The sequence below is a fragment of the Polynucleobacter sp. JS-JIR-5-A7 genome (assembly GCF_018687935.1).
Lineage (GTDB): Bacteria > Pseudomonadota > Gammaproteobacteria > Burkholderiales > Burkholderiaceae > Polynucleobacter.
Map to the genome: position 1 here is coordinate 1,821,473 of NZ_CP061308.1, position 21,406 is coordinate 1,842,878.

Here is a 21,406-nt window from a genome sequence, read left to right on the forward strand (position 1 = left end):
CGGCACGGGGCCGACTTGTTATTTAAGCACTGCAAAACTACGTTAATGAGTATGTAATTGAATGTCTAGCATTCGCTTACTTCTTATCATGAACTTCTTTAAAGTCAGCATCAACAACATCTGCGTCTGGAGCAGCTTTAGCTTCGCCGCCAGGGGCTGCACCAGCTGCAGCGCCAGCCTTAGCTTGCTCAGCAGCCATGACTTTTTCGCCCAGTTTCTGACTTGCTTTGCCCAACGCTTCGGTCTTGGCTTCAATCGCTTCTTTATCGCTGCCTTTGATCGCTTCATCCAACTCTTTCAGAGCTGCTTCAATCGCTTCTTTTTCAGCAGCCTCTAAGCTAGCGCCATGCTCTTCTAAAGCCTTCTTAGTAGAGTGAGCCAAGGCATCTGCAGTGTTACGAGCAGTGACTAACTCTAATGCTTTCTTATCTTCAGCAGCATTGGCTTCAGCATCTTTCACCATGCGTTGAATTTCTTCCTCAGTCAAACCAGAGTTTGCCTTGATGGTGATCTTGTTCTCTTTACCAGTGGTTTTGTCTTTTGCAGTGACGTGCAAAATACCGTTAGCATCAATATCAAAAGTCACTTCAATTTGTGGCATACCGCGTTGCGCAGGCGCGATACCTTCAAGGTTAAATTCACCAAGCAACTTATTAGCCGCAGCCATCTCACGCTCACCCTGGAAGCACTTAATCGTTACTGCAGGCTGATTATCTTCGGCAGTCGAGTAGACCTGTGAATGCTTGGTAGGAATCGTCGTGTTCTTTGGAATCATCTTAGTCATGACGCCGCCAAGAGTCTCGATGCCCAAGGACAATGGGGTAACGTCCAAGAGCAATACGTCTTTACGATCGCCAGACAATACGGAACCTTGAATTGCAGCACCTACTGCCACCGCTTCATCTGGGTTAACGTCTTTGCGTGGCTCTTTGCCAAAGATTTCTTTTACTTTGTCTTGAACAGCAGGCATACGAGTTTGACCGCCGACTAAAATCACGTCGTCGATATCTGCTACGTTTACGCCAGCATCTTTAATGGCAGTTAAGCATGGGCCAGCTGTGCGCTTAATAAGCTCTTCAACCAAAGACTCTAACTTGGCACGAGTCAACTTCAAGTTCAAATGCTTAGGACCACTAGCATCAGCCGTCACATATGGCAAATTGATTTCCGTTTGCTGCGCAGATGACAATTCGATCTTGGCTTTTTCTGCAGCATCTTTCAAACGTTGCAATGCCAAAACGTCTTTGCTCAAATCCACGCCTTGTTCTTTCTTGAACTCAGCAATGATCCAGTCAATGATGCGCTGGTCAAAGTCTTCACCACCCAAGAAAGTGTCGCCATTAGTAGAGAGCACTTCAAACTGCTTCTCACCATCCACGTTAGCAATCTCAATGATGGATACGTCGAATGTACCGCCACCCAAGTCATACACAGCGATCTTACGATCGACTTTGTCTTGTTTGTCTAAACCAAATGCCAATGCAGCAGCAGTTGGTTCATTGATGATGCGCTTTACATCCAAGCCAGCAATACGACCAGCGTCTTTAGTTGCTTGACGTTGGCTGTCGTTAAAGTAAGCAGGGACAGTAATGACCGCCTCGGTCACTTCTTCGCCGAGATAGTCTTCGGCAGTCTTTTTCATCTTGCGTAAGATTTCGGCAGAGACTTGCTGTGGTGCCATTTTCTTATCACGCGCTTCAACCCAAGCATCACCGTTATCAGCAGCAATAATTGAATAAGGCATCAAGCCGATGTCTTTTTGCACTTCAGGATCTGTAAATTTACGACCCATTAAACGCTTCACTGCGTAGATGGTGTTCTTAGGATTCGTCACTGATTGACGTTTAGCTGGCGCACCAACCAATACTTCGCCATCTTCAACATAGGCAATGATGGATGGAGTTGTGCGAGCGCCTTCTGCGTTCTCGACCACTTTAGGTGCATTGTTTTCAACGACTGAAACGCACGAATTCGTGGTTCCCAAGTCAATACCGATAATCTTTCCCATAATTGCTCCAAAAAATTAAGTTACTTTGTTGTACTTCTAGTCTGTTTTAGGCAACTCATCTGAACCGCCGCGAATATTCCAATACTCAATAAATGGGGTCTAAAAAAGTGAATTCAAGGGGTGAAATAGCAAAAAAGGCAGAAATCTGCCTTTTTTGTCCCTTTTTTGAGGTTTTAGCCCTTATTGATGCGGCTATTTCGGGGCGCTGACCGTCACTAAAGCAGGTCTGAGGACTCGATCGGCCACGGTATAGCCACGCTGAAGCACCGAAACTACGGTATTAGCTTCCTGCTCAGAAGGCACTGAAGCAATCGCTTGATGGTGGTGTGGATCAAATTTATCGCCCACCGCAGGATTGATTTCAGTCATGCGCCCCTTTTCAAAAGCGGATAAAAGCTGCTTCAAGGTAATTTCTAAACCTTCTTTAAAAGCCTTCGCATCACCCGCATCCGTACTCAAGGCCGCATAGAGACTATCGGTCACTGGAACTAAGTGCTCAGCAAAACTCTCAATCGCAAATTTGTGAGCCTTGGCAACGTCCTCAACAGCACGGCGACGAATATTTTCACCTTCAGCCTTGGCACGCAAAAAGTTGTCTTGCAAATCAGACACCTGCTGATGGAGTTCAGCAATTTCTTGCTCAGGCGTTTTGATAGCCGGCGTTTCTGCTGCAGCATCCGCCGCTGGCTCAGTTGCAGGATTGTCTTGCTCTGGTGAAGGATTTTGATTTTCTTGTGTCATAGACGCTATTTTACTTTTCTATCAAAGTGGCTAGTGCTTCTTCATATTGGGATAATTCTCTTTTTTTCAAGACTTAGATTTTTCGGCTAGCGTTGCTCTTTCGTTCCGCTTAGCTAATTCAGCTTCAGACTCAGTCCCCAAAGACCACCCTAGTAAGTGTTGATAGGCAATATCACGCAGCGCCTTGATCCACTTAGGGTTGCTGTTTAAGCAGGGAATATAACGATAGTCCTTGCCGCCATGCTCTAAGAAAGATTCTCTTGCTTCCATCGCAATCTCTTCTAAGGTCTCAAGACAATCTGCCGGAAAGCCGGGACAAAAAATATCTACTCGCTGGCAACCATCTTTAGCCAAGTTTTCGATCGTTAGTGCCGTGTAAGGCTTTAACCATTCCGCTTTTCCGAAACGGGACTGAAAGGTAACGATGTATTGACCTGGCTCTAAACCCAAAGACTCCCCAAGCAATCGTCCAGTCTTCAAACATTCGCAGTGATAGGGATCGCCCTGCATTAAATTGCGCTTAGGCAGGCCATGAAATGACATCACAAAACGATCACCCTTTGCAAAATCAGGCCGTCCATCTTGATCCCAATGACTGAGAACTTGATCACGCAGTGCTGCAATGTACGCAGGGTTGTCGTGATAGTGCTTTACCAAACGCAGCTCCGGCTGATCACGCCAAGTACTCAGAACACGGAATACTTCATCAAAACTTGAGGCGGTAGTGGTAGCTGAATATTGTGGGTACAGGGGCAATAACAGTAAACGCTCCATCCCTTGAGCCTTCAGGCTCTCTAGGACCTCTTGGGCAGAAGGCTTGCCATAACGCATCGCCAAATCAACCAAAACAGTATGGCCCTCATTCGCAAACTTCTCCCCCAACTCTTTCGCTTGCAAGCGCGAGTAATGCATGAGTGGCGAACCTAATTGTGGCAACCAAATAGATGCATATTTTTTTGCAGAGGCACTACTGCGAATTGGCAAAATAATGCCATTCAAAATAAACCACCAAATAAAGCGTGGAATTTCTACGACGCGTGGATCCGAAAGAAATTCTTTCAAATACGATCTCACCGCTTTTGCTGTTGGCGCAGCTGGCGTACCCAAATTCAATAAGAGCACGGCTGTTTTAGAAGCGCGTAAGTGGGGATTTTGATTCAAAGTAATTTCTCTAGTAAATAATTTTCAGCATCAATGTGGACTCAAGAGCTCAAGGCGCCTGATAATAACTTAGAGGTGATATCCACAATCGGAATCACTCGGTCATAAGCCATACGGGTTGGTCCAATGACGCCTAAGGTGCCCACGATCTGACCATCAACGCTATACGGAGCGCTGATGACCGCTAGGTCCTCATATGGCAAAAGATCACTCTCGCCACCTATGAAAATCTGAATACCGTCGGCATGGCTCGATACGTCTAGCAACTGCATCAAGACCGATTTTTGCTCCAACATATCAAACATCTTGCGCAATTTATCAAGGTTAGAACTTAAGTCTCCTACATTCAGTAAGCGACGCTCACCAGAGAGCACCATCTCACCGCGACTCATATCGTAATCCGCAACGCCACTTTGCAAGGCCAAGGCCATCAAACCAGAAATATCAGCACGCAAAGTATCGAGGTCAGATTTCAAATGTTGGCGCACTTGCTCAAAACTTTTGCCAGCAAATTGTGCATTAATGTAATTTCCCGCCTCAATCAATTGACTTGGTGTGTAGTCTTGATTTGTTGGCAAGATACGATTTTGTACATCACCCTCGGGAGTCACCATGATGAGCAATATCTTGCCATCACCCAAACGAAGAAATTCAATATGTTTAAAAACTTGGGCACGCTTTGGTGTCATCACCACACCAGCAAAATGGGTGAGATTAGACAGAATCTGGGCAGCTGAATTCAAAACCCTTTGCGGGGAGTCTGGCAAAAGCCCTTTTTCAACCTCACGGGCGGCGATCTCTTCGAGAGGACGAACCGTCACCATGGTGTCCACAAACAAGCGGTAACCCCGTGGTGTGGGTATTCGGCCGGCAGAGGTGTGAGGGCTAGTCACCAAGCCCATATCCTCTAGATCAGCCATGACATTGCGGATGGTGGCAGCAGAGAGGTCTAAACCCGAAAACCTTGAAAGCGTCCGCGAGCCAATAGGCTGACCCTCCTCGATATAGCGCTCGATGAGGGTTTTAAGTAAGGCGCGGGAACGTTCGTCCATGGTGGAAGGGATTTTATGCCTATGGTTTAATCGTTATATGTTAAGCCCATCCCCCAATTCCTCCAAGAAGGCATTTAGCCGAGTGGCACTCGTCGGCAAATTTCAAGCGGACGGCATTGAAGATCACCTGCGAGACCTGGCTAAATTGGTCTCAGGCTTGGGCTGTGAGGTCTTTATTGAGGCCGATACAGCCACTCACCTCGGTTTGAGTGACTATCCGACTAAAACCGCACAAGACTTTGCTGGGGCAATTGACCTAGTCGTGGTTTTGGGTGGTGATGGCACCATGCTGGGCATTGCTCGCCAATTAGCAGGCAGCCATGTTCCCCTCGTGGGAATCAATATGGGTCGCCTTGGCTACATGACTGATATCCCGATTCAGTCTGTACAAACTACTTTGCCCAAAATTATTGCGGGCGACTATGAAGCGGATACCAGAACTCTCCTGCATGCTGTTGTTCTGCGTGACGGCAAGAAAATCAACCAGGGCTTAGCGCTTAACGATGTTGTTGTGAATCGCTCCGGCATTTCTGGGATGGTAGAGCTTGCTGTTCATGTCAATGGCTCCTTCATGTACAACCAACGCTCTGATGGTTTGATTGTCTCTACCCCGACTGGTTCAACTGCCTATGCACTTTCTGCTGGTGGCCCGATTTTGCATCCACATGTAGCAGGCATATTGCTCGTACCAATTGCGCCACACTCACTTTCCAATCGACCCATTGTTTTGCCACAAGATAGCGTGACGGTGATTGAGGTAGTCAACGGACTTGAGGTGATCGTCAATTTTGATATGCAATCACAAACAAATTTGCAAAGTGGCGATAAGGTTGAGGTGCGCCAATCCGACAAAACAATCGATCTGTTACACCCCAGCAATCACAGCGACTACAAAACTTTGCGTGAGAAATTGCACTGGAATGAATACCCATCGACTTTCTGATGTCGAGTTTATTGCTACGCTAATACATGCTTCAAACTATCTCCCTTCGTGACTTTGTCATTGTTGATCAGCTTGAACTCGACTTCGCTAGTGGCTTCACGGTGCTCACTGGTGAAACTGGGGCTGGTAAATCTATTTTGCTAGATGCCTTAAGCCTTGTCCTGGGTGAACGCGCAGATAGCAGTCAAATTCGTGAAGGTAGCAATCGTGCAGAGATTTCTGCCCTCTTTCGCATTGACGCAGAACTTATTCAATCCTTTGGCCAATGGTTAGATGCTCAAGGCTTCCCAGTTGAAGATAATGGTCAGAGTCTATTGCTCAAAAGAACTATTGAGAGCAACGGACGCAGTCGCGCTTTTATTAATGGAAGTGTTGCCACGCTAACTCAGTTGCGTGAAGCAGGCGATCAGTTGGTCGACATCCATGGGCAGCACGCGCATCAACTTCTTTTAAAGGGCGGCGCCCAACGTGAGCTCTTAGACCGTCATGCTGGATTACTGCCACTAGCCACAGAAGTAGCACAAGCCTTTAAAACGCTGAACGATTCTCGTCGTCGTTTAGAACAAGCAGAAAATGCTGGTCAGGATGTTGAGCGGGAACGTGAAAGATTGCAATGGCAATTAGAAGAACTCACCGAGCTCGCTCCACAAGAAGGTGAGTGGATCAACATTCAAAGCGAGCATGCTAGATTGGCTAATGGCGCCAAGCTAATTGGCGGCTGCCAAGAAGCTATAGACATATTGAGTGACGCGGACAACTCTCTAGCGTCTTCTCTATCTAAGGTCTGCGGCAATATCAGCGCCTTAGCCGAACACGACCAAGCCTTAAGTGGCATTAGCGAATCCTTGGAGAGTGCGCAAATTCAGCTAGATGAAGCGATTCATGGATTAAATCGCTATCTTCAAAAAATTGATTTAGATCCCGCTCGCCTTGAACAAGTCGAAGAACGTATGCAGGCCCTGCACAGTACTTCTAAAAAATATCGCACTGAAGTAGAGGCACTACCAACACTGCTTTTGGAAACTACCGAACGCTTGGAGGCACTGACTGCCTCACAAAATATGGATGCCCTCCGAGAAAAAGTAAAGCAAGAAGAGGCTGCCTATCTCAAGCTGGCAAAGCAACTCTCCCAAAAACGCAGTAAGGCAGCTACAGACCTAGGTCAGTTAGTGACAGATGCTATGCAAAATTTATCGATGGCTGGCGGACGATTGGAGATTGCTCTATCGCCACTACAAGAAGGTGGCTCGCATGGTCTCGAGCAAATCGAGTTTTTGGTGGCAGGCCATGCAGGTAGTACTCCTCGCTCATTAGCCAAAGTAGCATCGGGTGGAGAACTGGCTCGTATTAGTCTGGCAATTAGCGTAATCACCAGCAAAGCTTCATTCACCCCTACATTGATATTTGATGAGGTCGATGCTGGTATTGGGGGGGCTGTTGCAGAAACTGTTGGCAAACTTCTTCATCAGTTGGGTCAGTCCCACCAAATTCTGTGCGTTACCCATCTCCCGCAGGTAGCCGCCCAAGGCAATCATCACCTTAAAGTCAGTAAATCTCAAAGTGGCGACAAGACTGTGTCACAAGTTCAATCGCTTGGAAGAACAGAACGAGTAGAGGAAGTTGCCAGAATGCTAGGTGGCGCTACCATTACCGATACCACCCGTCGCCACGCACGCGAACTACTTGAGCAAGATTAAATTGATTTAAACGCTGGAAGGCGCTTTAAAAATTTCTTGCCACAGTTGTAAGACACAATCCCTAGCATTCAAGAGCTCAGGCTCACTCTCCAACAGAATACGAGTTTTTTCTGCACCGTCTAAACGTAAACGGTGTTGACGCGCTCTTAATAAACGATAAGCATCACCAACCTGTTCAGCACTAACGCCCTCGATTAGGCCCACTTCACCAGCAATTCGCAGTAAAGCAATATTGCCAAGATTGCCTATCAGCTGAGGATATTGATTTGCATAGGCTAAGACTAAGAACTGCACCATAAACTCAATATCTACCATGCCGCCAGCATCGTGCTTTAAATCAAAATTCCCAGTTCCATTGGGATGCCCCTCATGCACCTTGCGACGCATAGCCAAAATCTCAGCACGCAAATGATCTACATTACGTTTCTGACTCAAGACCTCTGAACGAACTGCATCAAACTCAATACCAACTGAAGCATTACCAGCAGCAAAGCGGGCACGAGTTAAAGCCTGATGCTCCCATACCCAGGCGGCGTTGTCACCCTCACGCATCTGATATTTTTTAAACGCTTCTGTATTGGTCACCAAAAAACCAGCCGATCCATTGGGACGAAGGCGAGTATCAATTTCAAATAAGCTTCCGGTCGCAGTAAAGGTCGTCAACCAATTAATCATACGTTTAGCTAAAAGCGCATAAATTTCTTGGGCGGCATAATCGTTTTCACTCGACTGATATAAGAAGACCAAATCTAGATCAGAGGCATAGCCCAATTCTTTACCGCCCAACTTACCATATGCAATCACAGCAAAAGCGGCGGCTTTATCAGCGGGTAAGCCATACTTTTTCGCTACGGTAGGCCAAACGCGTTCAAGGGTAGCTTGCAAAATCAAATCCGCTAAAGCAGATAAATGATCGCTAACCTTTTCTACAGGAAGAGCGTGGTCCACCCCTACTCCCAAATCTGCTAGTAAGGTAATGAAGGTTTCGGTGTGATGGGTCACGCGCAAAATATCCATTGCCTGCTCTGAACCATCGCCATCAGCCATGACATCGTCTAAACGAATATTTAAATTCATCTTTACTTCATGCCAATAGTCTTCTGGATGCTCAATCAGCGACCTTTCAGTACGAGAGTTCAGCAAATAATCTAATAAGTGTGGATGTTGGGTGAGGTACTGCGCGCCCCACTGAGATGCTTGGAGCAAAGCCAAGATATTCAACAGCGCTTTTGGATATTCGGCCAGGATAGATAAATAAGCGCTACGTCTCACAATGGCTTCGAGTAAATCGAAGAAGCGCAATAAAGTTTGATCTGCAGTCGCTAACTTATCATCTTCAGCCATCAAAATTTCTGCAGCACTACGAATTAAGTTATCAAAAATCAAGCGACTTTTATCTGGTAGCTGCTTTACCTTGGGGCTTGCAATCCATGATTGCCAATGGAGCAAGGACTTAGGAAAACAGGCTGCATCTAACTCCCAGTTATGACTTAAGGGTGCGAGATCCAGACGATTTTCATCATCTAATACAAATGCTTTTTCAAATAGACGCGCTACATTATTTTGATGGCGCTCTAACTCCGTCAAAAAACTTGACTCGTCTGAGAAGCCCATAGTATCAGCCAAACGAGCACGCACAAGCGCATCATCTGATAAATAATGGGTTTGCTGATCATCCCAAACCTGAATGCGATGCTCAAGGCGTCTCAGAAAAATATAGGCATCTTGTAGCTCATCAATCTCTTGTGCTGGCAATATGCCGCGCTGCTTGATAAGAGTCAGCACTTGTAATGTGGGACGCACTCTAAAACGAGGATCAGTACCACCCCGCATCAGTTGAAACATTTGCGCCAAAAACTCAATTTCTCGAATACCGCCGCGACCTAACTTAATGTCGTGTGATCGACCTTGATGTCCAGTAGATCGCTTCTCTGCCTCTTGCTGTATTTGTGCATGCAGATCTCGTATGGAGGCAATCACGCCATAGTCCAAATGCCGGCGATACACGAAGGGCCGAATCAGTTGCTCGAGGGCTTTTTCACAATGGGCAAAATCATGTGCGTCTGGCAAGGGCCTAATAAGCCTACCTTTAATCCAGGCGTAACGCTCCCACTCCCTGCCCTGCACTAGTAAATATTCTTCCAGCATATCGAGACTACATACCAAAGAACCAGAGTCCCCATTAGGTCGTAAGCGCATATCGACACGAAATACAAAACCATTCGCGTCCACCTCTGATATGACCCTCATGAGGCTTCTCCCCAAACGGGTGAACCACTCGTGATGGGATAAGCTTTTGGGACCACCTTGCGTCTCGCCCTCATGCTCATACAAAAAGATCAGATCAATATCCGATGACAGGTTGAGCTCATACCCACCCAACTTACCCATACCCACCACCATCAAGGGCATTTCACTATTGGTTGAAAGACTCCAGGGCAGTCCAAAGCGATCTTGCAAATCTCTGCGCAGAAATGCAATGGAATCAGCAATCGCTAGTTGGGCAAAATGGCTGAGGCTATGCGTGACCTCCTCTAAATCAGCCATGCCATTCAGATCACGAAAGGCCACCCATAGCATGAGGCGTTGACGAGCCAAGCGCAAATTAGCCATCCATCGCGCCTCATCATGCTCGCTACTCAGACTATCGACCTTACAGGTCTCAAGTAGACCTTGAATCCCGGGCAAATCAATTTTTTGGTGTCCATGGGCTTTTAGCCACTCAAGCCACTCGGGCTTGGCATGGAGCCAACGCCGCGCGTAATTGGAGTGCTGCTCTAAAAACGCAGTTTGCCTAGAAATATCATCCATACCCCCATCTTAATACTGACCAAAATTCAAGCTCCCGGTGCTTGGCGGTCTAGCAGAGCCTGACGGATAATAGAGGCCATGCTGCAAAACATCATTCCGCCTCGACTCAAGAGCGTATTCACAAAACGTCCTCCAGGTTTAGGTGGCGAGTGGCGTAAGCGCGCCCTGATTCTGCTAGGTTTTGTGATGGCGCTTTTTCTACTCGGCCATCTTGGTGTGCGCTATGTGCTTTGGCCTCAAATTGAAAAATCCAAGGCTTCAGTTGAAAAGCTCATTAGCAGTCGCGTCGGCGTTAATGTCTCGATTGATGATCTCCGAGTTTCTTGGACAGGCATCAGACCTTCCTTTGAGATGGATGGCCTGCGCTTCAGCAGCCCCGATCATTCAAAATCATTATTGATGATCGAAAAGATTTATGGTGAACTGAGCTGGAAATCTTTTTATCACTTAGCGCCCTATTTTCATGAAATTCATTTTGAAAGCGCGGAAATTTATGCGCAAAGAAACTCCAAGGGTGCAATCACGATTGCTGGAATTTCGATTGATAGCGGCACCAGCGATTACTCTGCAGAGAATTGGTTATTTTCACAAGACGCTATTGAAGTTAGCAAAGTCAAACTCTTTTGGGATGATCAGCTCAACAAAAAATCACAAACCTCTATTGAAGTCTTAAACCTATCGCTTCAGAACGGTATTCGTAGACACGAGGGCTCCATCACCACAACTACCCCGTGGACCAAGGGGCCAACAGAAGTCAAAGTCGACTTCGTTCACCATCTAGGTGGGCAAGCAGGAAATTGGCACGACTGGATTGGCACAATCACTTGGAATCTTACTGACCTAAATCTGAAGCAGATATCTCAAGAGTTCAAAATCGGCCTCCATACCTTAGAAGGGGTGCTGAGCTCAAAAGGAAGTCTCAAGATTGATAACGCCCAACCTGATGGTGGTGAATTTTTTGTCGCGGTTGATGACCTAGTGGTGCAATCTTCAAAAAGCGAAGATGCTATTGCACTAGGAAGACTCGAAGCCAATCTTCTACAAGAAACCAATGATGGCTTAATCGCCATCTCGACCAAAACATTCACTTGGCGCGATATGGATAGCCCAAAATCTGCGCCCTTGGAAAACCTGAGTCCGATGACTTTTCGCTGGCGGCCTCCAGGTGCGGATAGAGAAATCAAAGAATTTGAATTTTCATCGCCAAAGATTTCAGTCGAAGATGTCGCATTATTTGCACTCAATTTACCGCTCTCTAAAAAAGTTCATCAATGGATTAAGACTTCTCAGGCTGAAGGAGATTTGGAAGACCTAAATATTCGTTGGTCAGAAAGCAAATCCCCTTTATCCGCTCTCAATATTCCTGGTGGCTGGTTTAAATCTAATAAATTAGACTTCACCGTGAGCGCCAAACTCATCAACCTCAGTTTTACTGGTATCAATAAATCGATACCTTCTGTTTCCAATTTATCCGGCTTTGTTACTGGCAACCAAAAAGAGGGGAGTTTTTCCTTAGATTCAAGTGATCTTGGTCTAGAGATTTATGACTTTCTGGAAGACCCCAAAATCCATTTGGAGCGTGCCAGCGGACAAATCAATTGGTCAAAGCAAAAAGGGCATTGGGTTGTTAATACTAAAAAGCTTACTTTGAGCAATTCAGAACTCACAACTAATCTGAGCCTGAACTATATCCTCGGCAATCCCAAAGAGGCTGACTTCATGACCATGGACATGGAGCTTGTCAAAGCCAATGCAAAAACTGCCTATCGCTATTTACCGCTTGGCATGGGTAAGGACGCTAGGGTATATCTCAGCAAAGCATTTGATGCAGGTGTCATTCAAAATGGGCAAGTGCATATCAAGGGGGATCCTAATCAAGTGCCCTTTCCCGATAAGCAACAGGGTGAGTTCAGCTTGACGCTTCCGATTGCAGGCGCAGCATTTAGCCCAGTTCCGCTTTTACCAAACAATCAAGGAACTTGGTCTACCTTCACGAATGTGAATGGTAGTGTCGCGATGACAAACTCAAACCTGACTGTAGACATTGCAAAAGCCAATTACAAACAAATTGCCCTGAATACATTTCATGCAGAAATTCCCAATGTCAGTGCAAAACAACTAACACTCTCAGTCACTGGTAAAGCAACCGGTGAAGCGCAACAGATGCTAGAGTATTTTTACGCTTCTCCTGTTGGCAAAAGACAGGCCAAAATGGAACAAAATCTCCGCGTCAGTGGTCCAGTAGATATAGGTCTTGATCTCAAGGTTCCACTCTCTAATTCTGCCGATACCAATGTTGATCTGAAATTAACACTGCCAGGCAATAAAGCGGAATGGGCTGGCATTCCACCTTTTGAAAACCTCAAGGGCAGTATTCGTATCACCGAAATCAATCCTGAATTTGAAGATGTATCAGCTAATTTCTTGGGTGGATCCATCAAAATTAGCAGCGCCGATCAAAATAGCAATAAGCAAAACTTCAAAATTGCTGGCGACATTCAAGCAAATTTTATAAAAGAATATTTTGCAAAATCTGCTCGTTCAGAGCTTAGCTCAATACTGAATGCCATGAATGGCTCAGTTAAATATGACGGCACTCTCAGCTTTAATAAACAAGGTAGTGACTCTAATATCCACTTTGATCTTCGGAACTGGTCCATGAATTTACCAGCGCCAACTAGGAAATTAGCGGGCACTTCCATGGCTGGTGATATCAACGTTAAAACTTTCTCCAATGACAAAACAAATCCTAATCGACTAAGCTGGTCTGGAAAGATTGGCGATCTCTATTCCATTCAAGGAGCACTAGGTCGTGATGACGAATTGCGTTACAGCCTGGGAATTGGCGCAGCGCCGAATCTACCTCAACAAGGGTTTAACTTAAATCTCGTTAGCAATGAACTCAATCTTGATGCCTGGCAAGATTTCTTGGGGAGTAAGAAGGGGTCGCGTAGTCAAGAAGCAGAAATGAGTTCAAGCTTTCAAGTCACAGCGCAAGTTAAAAAACTGACCTTATTTGAACGTCTCTGGCAGGATGTGAATATCCTTGCAAACAATAAGAAGAATGTTTGGGATATACGTCTTGGATCACAACAGGCTACTGGACAAATTCAGTACTATGAATCCGACAAGACTCATACTAGCGGCCTTGTTAGTGGGCGTTTTGCAAAGCTCAAAATCGCCGAGTCAATTCCCCAGCCCCCTGCAAAAGCAAATGCTCCTGTCAAAAAGGCACTGAGTCCTGAATCCATTCCCAGCTTAGATATCAGTATCGATGACTTATCTTGGATGAAAGCCCAGCTTGGTCAAGTCAAAATCAAAACCAAAACAAGTGACAACACTCTAAAAATTGATTCCATCCAGTCCAACAATCCCCAGGGCTCAAGCACCATCAACGGCCAATGGAGTGGTAGCACGAAAAATACCATGAATCACAGCGTTCTCAGTATCGATATGAACGTAAAAGATGCTGGCCAAATTATTGCGCATTGGACCCCTCAAAAATCGATTGAAGGTGGACAAGGAAAAGTTACTGCGAGTATGGAATGGGATGGCTCACCCTTCAGCCCGAAATTCGAAACACTTTCTGGCAAGGTAGGCATTAATCTTGAAAAGGGTCGATTGTTAGAGGTAAATACTAGTGGCGCCAAAATATTAGACGTACTTAGTCTGCAAAGTTTATTCCGCTTTGCTACGCTCGACCTGCAAGGCAGTCTTGGCAACATTGTGACCAAGGGGACACCCTTTAACTCGATTAACAGTAACTTCGATATCAGCAATGGTGTTGCACAAACTCAGCAATTCAATATGAATTTAGACCAAGCTCGTGTGGCGATGAGCGGTCAAATTAATATTCCAAAACAAACGCAAGATCTGCGGATCACAATCTTTCCAACGATTGATGCCACAGCTGGCTCACTGGCTGCTTTTGCAATCAACCCCATTGTTGGCTTAGGCGCTCTCGTTGGGCAATATCTCCTCACGAGCCAGATCAACCGTAGCCTGCAATCAGATTACTTAGTCCAAGGATCTTGGGATGACCCTGAAGTCATCCCCTTAGATCAAAAGGGTCAACCCATTGACACCAAAACACTCAATTCCATTCGCAGCAAAGAATTGCTGAAAGAGCAGAGCAAACCGAACTCCAATGCCACCCCAAACTCCCCACCCCAAAATAATTTGGGCAATCCTACTAAATCCTCCAATTAGATTCTTATGAGCACCTCAACGACACTGAAGATCGCATCTATTCAGATGGTCTCCTCTCCAGATCTTCAAGAAAATCTCAATACTGCGGGCAGGCTCATTAGCGCAGCTACCCAAGATGGCGCACAACTCATCGTACTTCCGGAATACTTTTGCATGATGGGCCTGAAAGACACTGACAAAGTACGTGTTCGAGAGACTTTTGGCAGCGGTCCAATTCAAGAGCAGCTTGCTAGCTTTGCCAAAGACAATCAAATTTATCTTGTTGCAGGCACAATCCCACTGGAGTCCAAAGACCCAGGCAAGGTACTCAATACGATGCTCGCATTTGATACGGCAGGCCAACATATCGGACGCTACGACAAAATTCATTTATTTGGTTTTCAAACCAAAACCGAGCGCTATCAAGAATCCGAAACGATTGAAGCTGGTATTGCGCCAGGGATTCTCAACATCACTCACAATCGGCAAGATTGGTCTTTTGGGCTGAGCATTTGTTATGACTTGCGATTTCCCGAACTATATCGAGCAATGGGTGCTGTCGATTGCCATATCATTCCTGCAGCCTTTACTTACACTACCGGCAAAGATCACTGGGAGATTCTCTTGCGCGCTCGCGCCATTGAAAATCAATGCTATGTTTTAGCTTCGGCACAAGGCGGTATTCACCTCAATCAACGACGCACATGGGGTCACAGCATGCTGATTGACCCTTGGGGCACCGTATTAGCCGATCTGCCCGAAGGAGAAGGCTTTATCTCAGGGGTTTTAAGCAAAGAAAAATTAAACGAGGTACGCTCTCAGTTACCAGCTCTTGCGCACCGCAAGCTTTAAAGAAAGACCTGCCGAATCACATGAATGCACCAGAAGCACTATTTCCAGCCAATTGGACAAAAACCAAAAAGCAGGCAGACCTCATCAAAGTAGCGAAATCCATCTTGCTTGAGCCAACCGGTTTATCAGAGCAAGACCTTCATCGCACCTTTGGCAATATGTTTTCTCATCGGCTAGACGATGCTGACCTCTATTTTCAACATACTCGCAGTGAAAGCTGGAGCCTTGAAGAAGGAATTGTGAAATCTGGCAGCTTCAACATTGACCAAGGTGTTGGGGTACGCGCTATCTATGGTGATAAAACTGCTTTTGCCTATTCTGATGAAATCAATTTAGAGGCTTTAAGCAAAGCTGCAAAAGCGACCCGTGTGATTGGCCCAGAGGGTGGCAAACAAGCGGTGGCAAGTAAGTTATTCAACCCCCTATCAAATAAGCTGTATTCGGATCTAAATCCCCTTGATTCATTACAACCTAAAGAAAAAATTGCTTTGCTCGAAAGCATTGAGCGTCGTGCCAAAGCTCGCGACCCTCGCATCATTCAAGTCATGGCTAGCCTTGCTGGTGAATTTGATGTCGTCTTAGTTGCAAGAGCGGATGGATTACTTGCAGCCGATATTCGCCCGCTAGTGCGTGTCTCTGTTCATGTCATTGCGGAACAAAATGGCCGACGTGAATCTGGCTCTTCGGGTGGTGGCGCTCGCCATGACTACCTCTACTTTAATACTGAGTTGATCAATAGTTATGTTGATGAGGCGGTCGATGGGGCGCTAGTCAATTTAGAATCGCGCCCTGCACCAGCTGGTCCAATGACAGTCGTTATGGGTCCAGGCTGGCCAGGCGTACTCTTACATGAAGCAGTAGGTCACGGTCTTGAGGGTGACTTTAATCGCAAGGGCTCCTCTGCATTTGCAGGACGCATTGGTCAACGCGTTGCAGCCAAGGGTGTCACTGTAGTGGATGATGGAACATTATCTGGGCGTAGAGGTTCTCTCAATATTGATGATGAAGGTACTCCGACGCAGTGCACTACATTGATTGAAGACGGTATTTTGAAGGCTTACATTCAGGATAGCCTCAATGCACGACTCATGAATATGCCTTTAACAGGTAATGGGCGCCGCGAAAGTTTTGCTTCCTTGCCCATGCCGCGCATGACGAATACCTATATGTTGGCCGGCAAAGATGATCCCCAAGAAATTGTGGCCAGCATTAAGCGAGGCCTATATGCAGTCAATTTTGGCGGTGGCCAAGTAGATATCACCAGCGGTAAATTTGTATTTTCAGCTTCAGAAGCCTACTGGGTAGAGAATGGAAAAATTCAATATCCCGTGAAAGGCGCCACTATCATCGGTAGCGGGCCAGAGTCCTTAAAACAGGTCTCCATGATCGGTAATGACCTCAAATTAGATGGCGGCGTTGGGGTTTGTGGCAAAGAAGGTCAAAGTGTGCCAGTTGGGGTTGGACAGCCCACTTTAAGAATCGACAGCCTGACTGTTGGTGGCACTGCCTGATATTGGCAAATTACGGCTTAAAATAGCCGGATGAGCCAACAAAATACTAATCCCGCTAATTGGTACTCCGCCGTTGATAAAACGTCGGATACCGACGATCAACGCATTGATAACATCTCTGTTCTGCCACCTCCAGAACATCTGATTCGTTTTTTTCCGATCTCCGGAACGCCGACTGAAGCATTAATCAGTAAAACTCGGAAAAAGATTCGCGACATTATTCACGGTAAAGATGATCGCTTACTCGTCATCATTGGGCCTTGCTCGATTCATGATCCAAGAGCAGCATTGGAATATTGCCAACGACTCTTAGCCGAGCGTGAACGCTTTGCTGGTGAATTAGAAATCGTGATGCGGGTCTATTTTGAAAAACCTCGCACTACTGTTGGCTGGAAGGGTTTAATTAATGATCCTTACCTCGATGAGTCCTATCGCATTGAAGAAGGTCTCCGCCTTGCTCGCCAAGTACTCATGGAAATCAATCGTCTTGGCATGCCTGCTGGCAGCGAATTCTTGGATGTGATTTCTCCGCAATACATTGCTGACCTGATTTCTTGGGGCGCTATTGGTGCGCGTACAACCGAGAGCCAAGTACATCGTGAGCTCGCTTCCGGTTTATCTGCACCCATTGGGTTTAAAAATGGCACCGATGGCAACATCAAAATTGCAACAGATGCGATTCAAGCGGCAGGTCGTCCACACCACTTCTTGTCAGTTCATAAGAACGGTCAAGTCTCTGTTGTGGAAACTAAGGGCAATAAAGATTGCCACGTTATTTTGCGCGGCGGTAAAGAGCCTAATTATGAAGAAAAATATGTTCAGGCAGCCTGCTCTGAGCTAGCAGCTGGCAAGCTTCGCGGTAGTTTGATGGTTGATCTGTCTCATGCCAATTCTAGTAAACAGCATGAGCGTCAAATCCTAGTGGCAGATGACGTTGCCAAGCAAATTGAAGCTGGTTCTCAACAAGTTTTTGGTGTGATGATTGAAAGTCATCTCAACGATGGTGCTCAGAAATTTACCCCAGGAAAAGATGATCCTAGCAAGCTGGAATACGGCAAGAGTATTACGGATGCCTGTATTAATTGGGATGATTCAGTTCAAGTACTGGAGCGTCTTGCTGCGGCCGTAAAAAAACGCAGAAGTAAGAAAAAGTAATGCTTTAAAAAATAATTAGAGCAAGTAGAAGAGACTAATTTACTTAGTCTCTTTTTTTTCGTGCTTCCACAATACATCGGTACCGCCCGCAGCTCTATTGAGAATGCGTGCGATGACAAACAAAAGATCTGATAAACGATTAACGTACTGTCGTGGCGCGTCATACAAAGGTTCTTCCCAACCTAAACGTACAATCGAGCGCTCTGCTCTTCTGCATACCGTGCGGCATACATGAGCTTGTGCAGCAGCACGAGTACCACCCGGCAGAATAAATTCTGTTAGCGGAGGTAATTGCTGGTTGTATTTCTCTAGCCAGATATCCAATTGAGCTACGTGTTCTGGATTGAGTAACTTGTAGTTCGGAATACAGAGTTCGCCGCCTAAATCAAACAAATCATGCTGTATTTGTAAAAAGAGGGGTTTTAACTCATTGGCAATGCTTTCTGGGATCTCTTCGGTAATCAAAACACCGATTTCGGAGTTGAGCTCATCGACATCACCCATAGCGCAAATGCGTAAATGATCCTTTTCAACGCGACTGCCGTCTCCAAGGCCAGTCATGCCAGCATCGCCCGTTCTAGTGGCGATTTTTGATAGTCGATTTCCCATGAGCTTAATTATAGGTAAATGGCTAAAATGGTTGTCATGAATATGGTGACCCCGCCCCCCGATCTTGCTGCGATTAGCGCCCTTCAGTCCAAACTGGTTTCGGCTCTACGCCCAATCCTCCCAGAACATGCCCTCCTTTGGGAGCCTGAAGACACCATTCCCTATGAATGTGATGGTTTAGCAGCCTATCGGCGTATGCCCTTAGCTGTTGCCCTTCCAGAAACAGAAGCACAAGTAGCCCAAATTCTGAAGATTTGCTCTGAGATGCAAATCCCAGTAGTACCTCGGGGATCTGGTACCGGTCTGTCTGGAGGAGCAATGCCGCTTTCTCAAGGTCTTGTACTTTCGCTAGCGAAGCTCAAAAAGATCATCAGCATCGATCCATTTACTCGAACTGCAGTGGTTCAGCCGGGCGTTCGTAATTTGGCAATCTCAGAAGCAGTAAGTCATTTAGGTTTGTATTACGCTCCAGATCCGTCATCTCAAATTGCTTGTTCAATTGGAGGCAATGTCAATGAGAACTCTGGGGGAGTGCACTGCCTTAAATATGGCTTGACTCTTCATAACGTCTTGCGTGTTCGTGGCGCACTCATGAATGGCGAGATCGTAGAGTTCGGTAGCTTGGCTCCAGATTCTCCTGGCTTAGATTTACTCGCGATTGTTCTGGGCAGTGAAGGCATGCTAGCGGTTGTCACGGAAGTCACTGTGAAGTTAGTTGCTAAACCAAAACTAGCCCGCGTGATCATGGCTAGCTTTGACGATATTGAAAAAGGTGGCAATGCTGTTGCGGCAATCATCGCTGCCGGCATTATTCCTGCCGGTCTTGAGATGATGGACAAAGCCACCACTCGTGCAGTAGAAGAATTTGTGCATGCAGGCTATGACCTAGAGGCTGCAGCCATTTTGCTTTGCGAATCTGATGGTACGCCTGAAGAAGTCGCCGAAGAAATTGAACGCATGACTAAAGTGCTTGAGCAATCTGGTGCTAGTGGTATTAGGATCTCCAAAGATGAGACTGAACGCTTGAAGTTTTGGAGTGGTCGCAAGAACGCCTTTCCCGCTGCTGGTCGCATTGCTGCTGACTACTACTGTATGGATGGCACGATTCCGCGTCGTCACATTGCAACCTTGCTAAAGCGTATTCAAGGCATGGAAGCCAAATACGGTCTTGGCTGCTTAAACGTATTTCATGCGGGTGACGGCAATATGCACCCTCTCATTTTGTTTAATGGTGCAGATGAAGAAGAGTGGCATCGCGCAGAAGAATTCGGCACCGAAATATTAGAAGCTTGTGTTGAGCTCGGTGGCACAATTACAGGCGAACATGGTGTGGGTATTGAAAAAATTAATTCAATGTGCGTGCAGTTTGGCGAAGGTGAGCGCGAATCTTTCTGGGGTGTCAAAGCAGCATTTGATCCTGAAAAACTTCTGAATCCTGATAAGGGCATCCCAACACTGAGTCGCTGCGCTGAATATGGCCGCATGCGCATTAGTGGAGGCAAACTACCGCATCCGGAACTGGAGCGCTTCTAATGACCAGCTCCAACAGCCAGATTGATGAATTCCGCGAACAAGTCCTGAACGCAGCAAAAAATAAAGCGCAACTCTCCATTGAGGGCGGCGGTTCGAAAGCTTGGTACGGCAACCCAAATCAATTTACAAAATTAAATACGCGCAGCTATTCCGGTATTTTGGAATATCAGCCTGAAGAGTTGGTCATTACCGCTTGCGCTGGTACCCCTCTGCAAGAAATTGAAGCAGCTCTCGAGGAAAAAAATCAGGTACTCGCCTTTGAGCCACCTCACTTTGGTGAGCATGCTACTTTTGGCGGTGCGATTGCTGCAGGGCTCGCTGGGCCTGGTCGTATCAGCGCCGGTAATTTCCGCGACTTTGTTTTAGGCGCCCGCATTCTAGATGGTAAGGGACAAGATCTATCCTTCGGCGGCAAAGTCATGAAGAATGTTGCCGGGTATGACATTTCTCGTTTGCTACCTGGATCTATGGGTACATTTTCTTTATTACTAGAAGCGTCAGTTAAGGTATTGCCAAAACCTGCTGCAACAGCAACACTACGTTGCCAAATCCCTCAAGAGAAAGCGTTGAAAGTTTTAAATGAGTGGGCAGGACAACCTTTTCCTCTTTCAGCTAGCTGCTGGATTGGGAATAGCAAAGATGGAGATGGCGAACTGACGATTCGCCTAGCAGGCGCTGCAGCAGCAGTGAAAGCTGCCATTCCTTTAATGAGCTCTCTAGTGCTTGCCAAGGAAATAGATCCTGAAACAGCTGAGCTTTTTTGGAAAGATTTGCGTGAGCAAAAACTTACATCATTTGCCAATCTTGGCGTAGACCAAACTCTCTATCGCTTAGCGCTTCCAGCAGCCTGTGGCCCACTTGCAGTACCCAACTCCAGCGATGATTTCGTGCTGGAGTGGCATGGGCAGCAACGCTGGATGAAAGCTGCTGGTGATGAAGCTACATTTACCGCTATTAAGCAATTGGCTAATAGTCATGGTGGTCATGCAACGCGCTTCAGGCAGGGTAGCAAGGTTAATCCCTCTTTTGAGCGCTTCACCTTGCTAAGCGAGCAAGCGTACTCTAAAGCTCTTGAAGCAGTACAAGCACGCCTGAGATCTGCATTTGATCCAGCTGGTGTATTTGCCACTAACCGTCTTCCATAA

14 protein-coding genes are annotated in these 21,406 nt (G+C 46.4%); 8 read left to right on the forward strand and 6 right to left on the reverse strand.

The annotated features are described in order from the left end of the window. Window positions 1-76: 76 nt before the first annotated feature. From dnaK to hrcA, 4 genes are all read right to left on the reverse strand, one after another. A complete protein-coding gene (gene dnaK / locus AOC29_RS09510) occupies window positions 77-2,008 on the reverse strand; it encodes a molecular chaperone DnaK (RefSeq protein ID WP_215295751.1) in 1,932 nt (643 codons plus the stop codon). 192 nt (window positions 2,009-2,200) lie between these two features. Next, the gene (gene grpE, locus AOC29_RS09515; protein ID WP_215295752.1) at window positions 2,201-2,749 is read right to left on the reverse strand and encodes a nucleotide exchange factor GrpE; all 549 of its coding nucleotides are present in this window, start codon (window positions 2,747-2,749) and stop codon (window positions 2,201-2,203) included. A gap of 66 nt (window positions 2,750-2,815) precedes the next feature. Next, window positions 2,816-3,916, reverse strand: coding sequence for a ferrochelatase (gene hemH, locus AOC29_RS09520; protein WP_371819559.1), 1,101 nt, complete (start codon window positions 3,914-3,916; stop codon window positions 2,816-2,818). Between the two features lie 35 nt (window positions 3,917-3,951). Then, window positions 3,952-4,962, reverse strand: coding sequence for a heat-inducible transcriptional repressor HrcA (gene hrcA, locus AOC29_RS09525; RefSeq protein ID WP_215295754.1), 1,011 nt, complete (start codon window positions 4,960-4,962; stop codon window positions 3,952-3,954). A 37-nt stretch (window positions 4,963-4,999) separates the two neighbouring features. On the opposite strand from hrcA, the gene AOC29_RS09530 reads away from it, so the two are divergent. Both AOC29_RS09530 and recN read left to right on the forward strand, forming a co-directional pair. Beyond that, the gene (locus tag AOC29_RS09530; protein WP_215295755.1) at window positions 5,000-5,905 is read left to right on the forward strand and encodes an NAD kinase; all 906 of its coding nucleotides are present in this window, start codon (window positions 5,000-5,002) and stop codon (window positions 5,903-5,905) included. 26 nt (window positions 5,906-5,931) lie between these two features. Further along, on the forward strand, window positions 5,932-7,602 hold the full coding sequence (recN, locus tag AOC29_RS09535) for a DNA repair protein RecN (protein ID WP_215295756.1): 1,671 nt from the start codon (window positions 5,932-5,934) through the stop codon (window positions 7,600-7,602). A gap of 6 nt (window positions 7,603-7,608) precedes the next feature. Here recN and glnE read toward each other — a convergent pair whose 3' ends face one another. After that, window positions 7,609-10,413, reverse strand: coding sequence for a bifunctional [glutamate--ammonia ligase]-adenylyl-L-tyrosine phosphorylase/[glutamate--ammonia-ligase] adenylyltransferase (gene glnE, locus AOC29_RS09540; RefSeq protein ID WP_215295757.1), 2,805 nt, complete (start codon window positions 10,411-10,413; stop codon window positions 7,609-7,611). 78 nt (window positions 10,414-10,491) lie between these two features. Between glnE and AOC29_RS09545 the strand changes: the two genes are divergently transcribed. From AOC29_RS09545 to AOC29_RS09560, 4 genes are read left to right on the forward strand one after another with little or no spacing between them, the layout of a single operon-like run. Next, window positions 10,492-14,622 carry a YhdP family protein gene (locus AOC29_RS09545; RefSeq protein WP_215295758.1) on the forward strand — a complete coding sequence of 1,377 codons (4,131 nt, stop codon included), beginning with the start codon at window positions 10,492-10,494 and terminating at the stop codon, window positions 14,620-14,622. Window positions 14,623-14,628: 6 nt separating this feature from the next. Further along, window positions 14,629-15,453, forward strand: coding sequence for a carbon-nitrogen hydrolase family protein (locus AOC29_RS09550; RefSeq protein ID WP_215295759.1), 825 nt, complete (start codon window positions 14,629-14,631; stop codon window positions 15,451-15,453). 20 nt (window positions 15,454-15,473) lie between these two features. Continuing rightward, complete coding sequence (gene tldD / locus AOC29_RS09555; protein ID WP_251369988.1) at window positions 15,474-16,964, forward strand: metalloprotease TldD; 1,491 nt, start codon at window positions 15,474-15,476, stop codon at window positions 16,962-16,964. Between the two features lie 30 nt (window positions 16,965-16,994). Then, window positions 16,995-18,119 (forward strand): 3-deoxy-7-phosphoheptulonate synthase, encoded by a 1,125-nt coding sequence (locus AOC29_RS09560; protein ID WP_215295760.1) that lies wholly within the window; start codon window positions 16,995-16,997, stop codon window positions 18,117-18,119. Window positions 18,120-18,158: 39 nt separating this feature from the next. Here AOC29_RS09560 and AOC29_RS09565 read toward each other — a convergent pair whose 3' ends face one another. Beyond that, entirely contained in the window at window positions 18,159-18,728 is a 570-nt protein-coding gene (locus tag AOC29_RS09565; RefSeq protein ID WP_215295761.1) for a cob(I)yrinic acid a,c-diamide adenosyltransferase, read from the reverse strand. Window positions 18,729-18,755: 27 nt separating this feature from the next. Between AOC29_RS09565 and AOC29_RS09570 the strand changes: the two genes are divergently transcribed. Next, complete coding sequence (locus AOC29_RS09570) at window positions 18,756-20,261, forward strand: FAD-linked oxidase C-terminal domain-containing protein (RefSeq protein ID WP_251370115.1); 1,506 nt, start codon at window positions 18,756-18,758, stop codon at window positions 20,259-20,261. Continuing rightward, window positions 20,261-21,406 (forward strand): glycolate oxidase subunit GlcE, encoded by a 1,146-nt coding sequence (gene glcE, locus AOC29_RS09575; protein ID WP_215295762.1) that lies wholly within the window; start codon window positions 20,261-20,263, stop codon window positions 21,404-21,406. The genes AOC29_RS09570 and glcE overlap by 1 nt, the downstream gene beginning before the upstream one ends.

Bases quoted from the DNA above. Each gene is read 5' to 3' on its own strand.
- dnaK (WP_215295751.1), bottom strand. From the start codon at position 2,008: ATGGGAAAGATTATCGGTATTGACTTGGGAACCACGAATTCGTGCGTT.
- grpE (WP_215295752.1), bottom strand. From the start codon at position 2,749: ATGACACAAGAAAATCAAAATCCTTCACCAGAGCAAGACAATCCTGCA.
- hrcA (WP_215295754.1), bottom strand. From the start codon at position 4,962: ATGGACGAACGTTCCCGCGCCTTACTTAAAACCCTCATCGAGCGCTAT.
- AOC29_RS09530 (WP_215295755.1), top strand. From the start codon at position 5,000: ATGTTAAGCCCATCCCCCAATTCCTCCAAGAAGGCATTTAGCCGAGTG.
- recN (WP_215295756.1), top strand. From the start codon at position 5,932: ATGCTTCAAACTATCTCCCTTCGTGACTTTGTCATTGTTGATCAGCTT.
- glnE (WP_215295757.1), bottom strand. From the start codon at position 10,413: ATGGATGATATTTCTAGGCAAACTGCGTTTTTAGAGCAGCACTCCAAT.
- AOC29_RS09545 (WP_215295758.1), top strand. From the start codon at position 10,492: ATGCTGCAAAACATCATTCCGCCTCGACTCAAGAGCGTATTCACAAAA.
- AOC29_RS09550 (WP_215295759.1), top strand. From the start codon at position 14,629: ATGAGCACCTCAACGACACTGAAGATCGCATCTATTCAGATGGTCTCC.
- tldD (WP_251369988.1), top strand. From the start codon at position 15,474: ATGAATGCACCAGAAGCACTATTTCCAGCCAATTGGACAAAAACCAAA.
- AOC29_RS09560 (WP_215295760.1), top strand. From the start codon at position 16,995: ATGAGCCAACAAAATACTAATCCCGCTAATTGGTACTCCGCCGTTGAT.
- AOC29_RS09565 (WP_215295761.1), bottom strand. From the start codon at position 18,728: ATGGGAAATCGACTATCAAAAATCGCCACTAGAACGGGCGATGCTGGC.
- AOC29_RS09570 (WP_251370115.1), top strand. From the start codon at position 18,756: ATGGTTGTCATGAATATGGTGACCCCGCCCCCCGATCTTGCTGCGATT.
- glcE (WP_215295762.1), top strand. From the start codon at position 20,261: ATGACCAGCTCCAACAGCCAGATTGATGAATTCCGCGAACAAGTCCTG.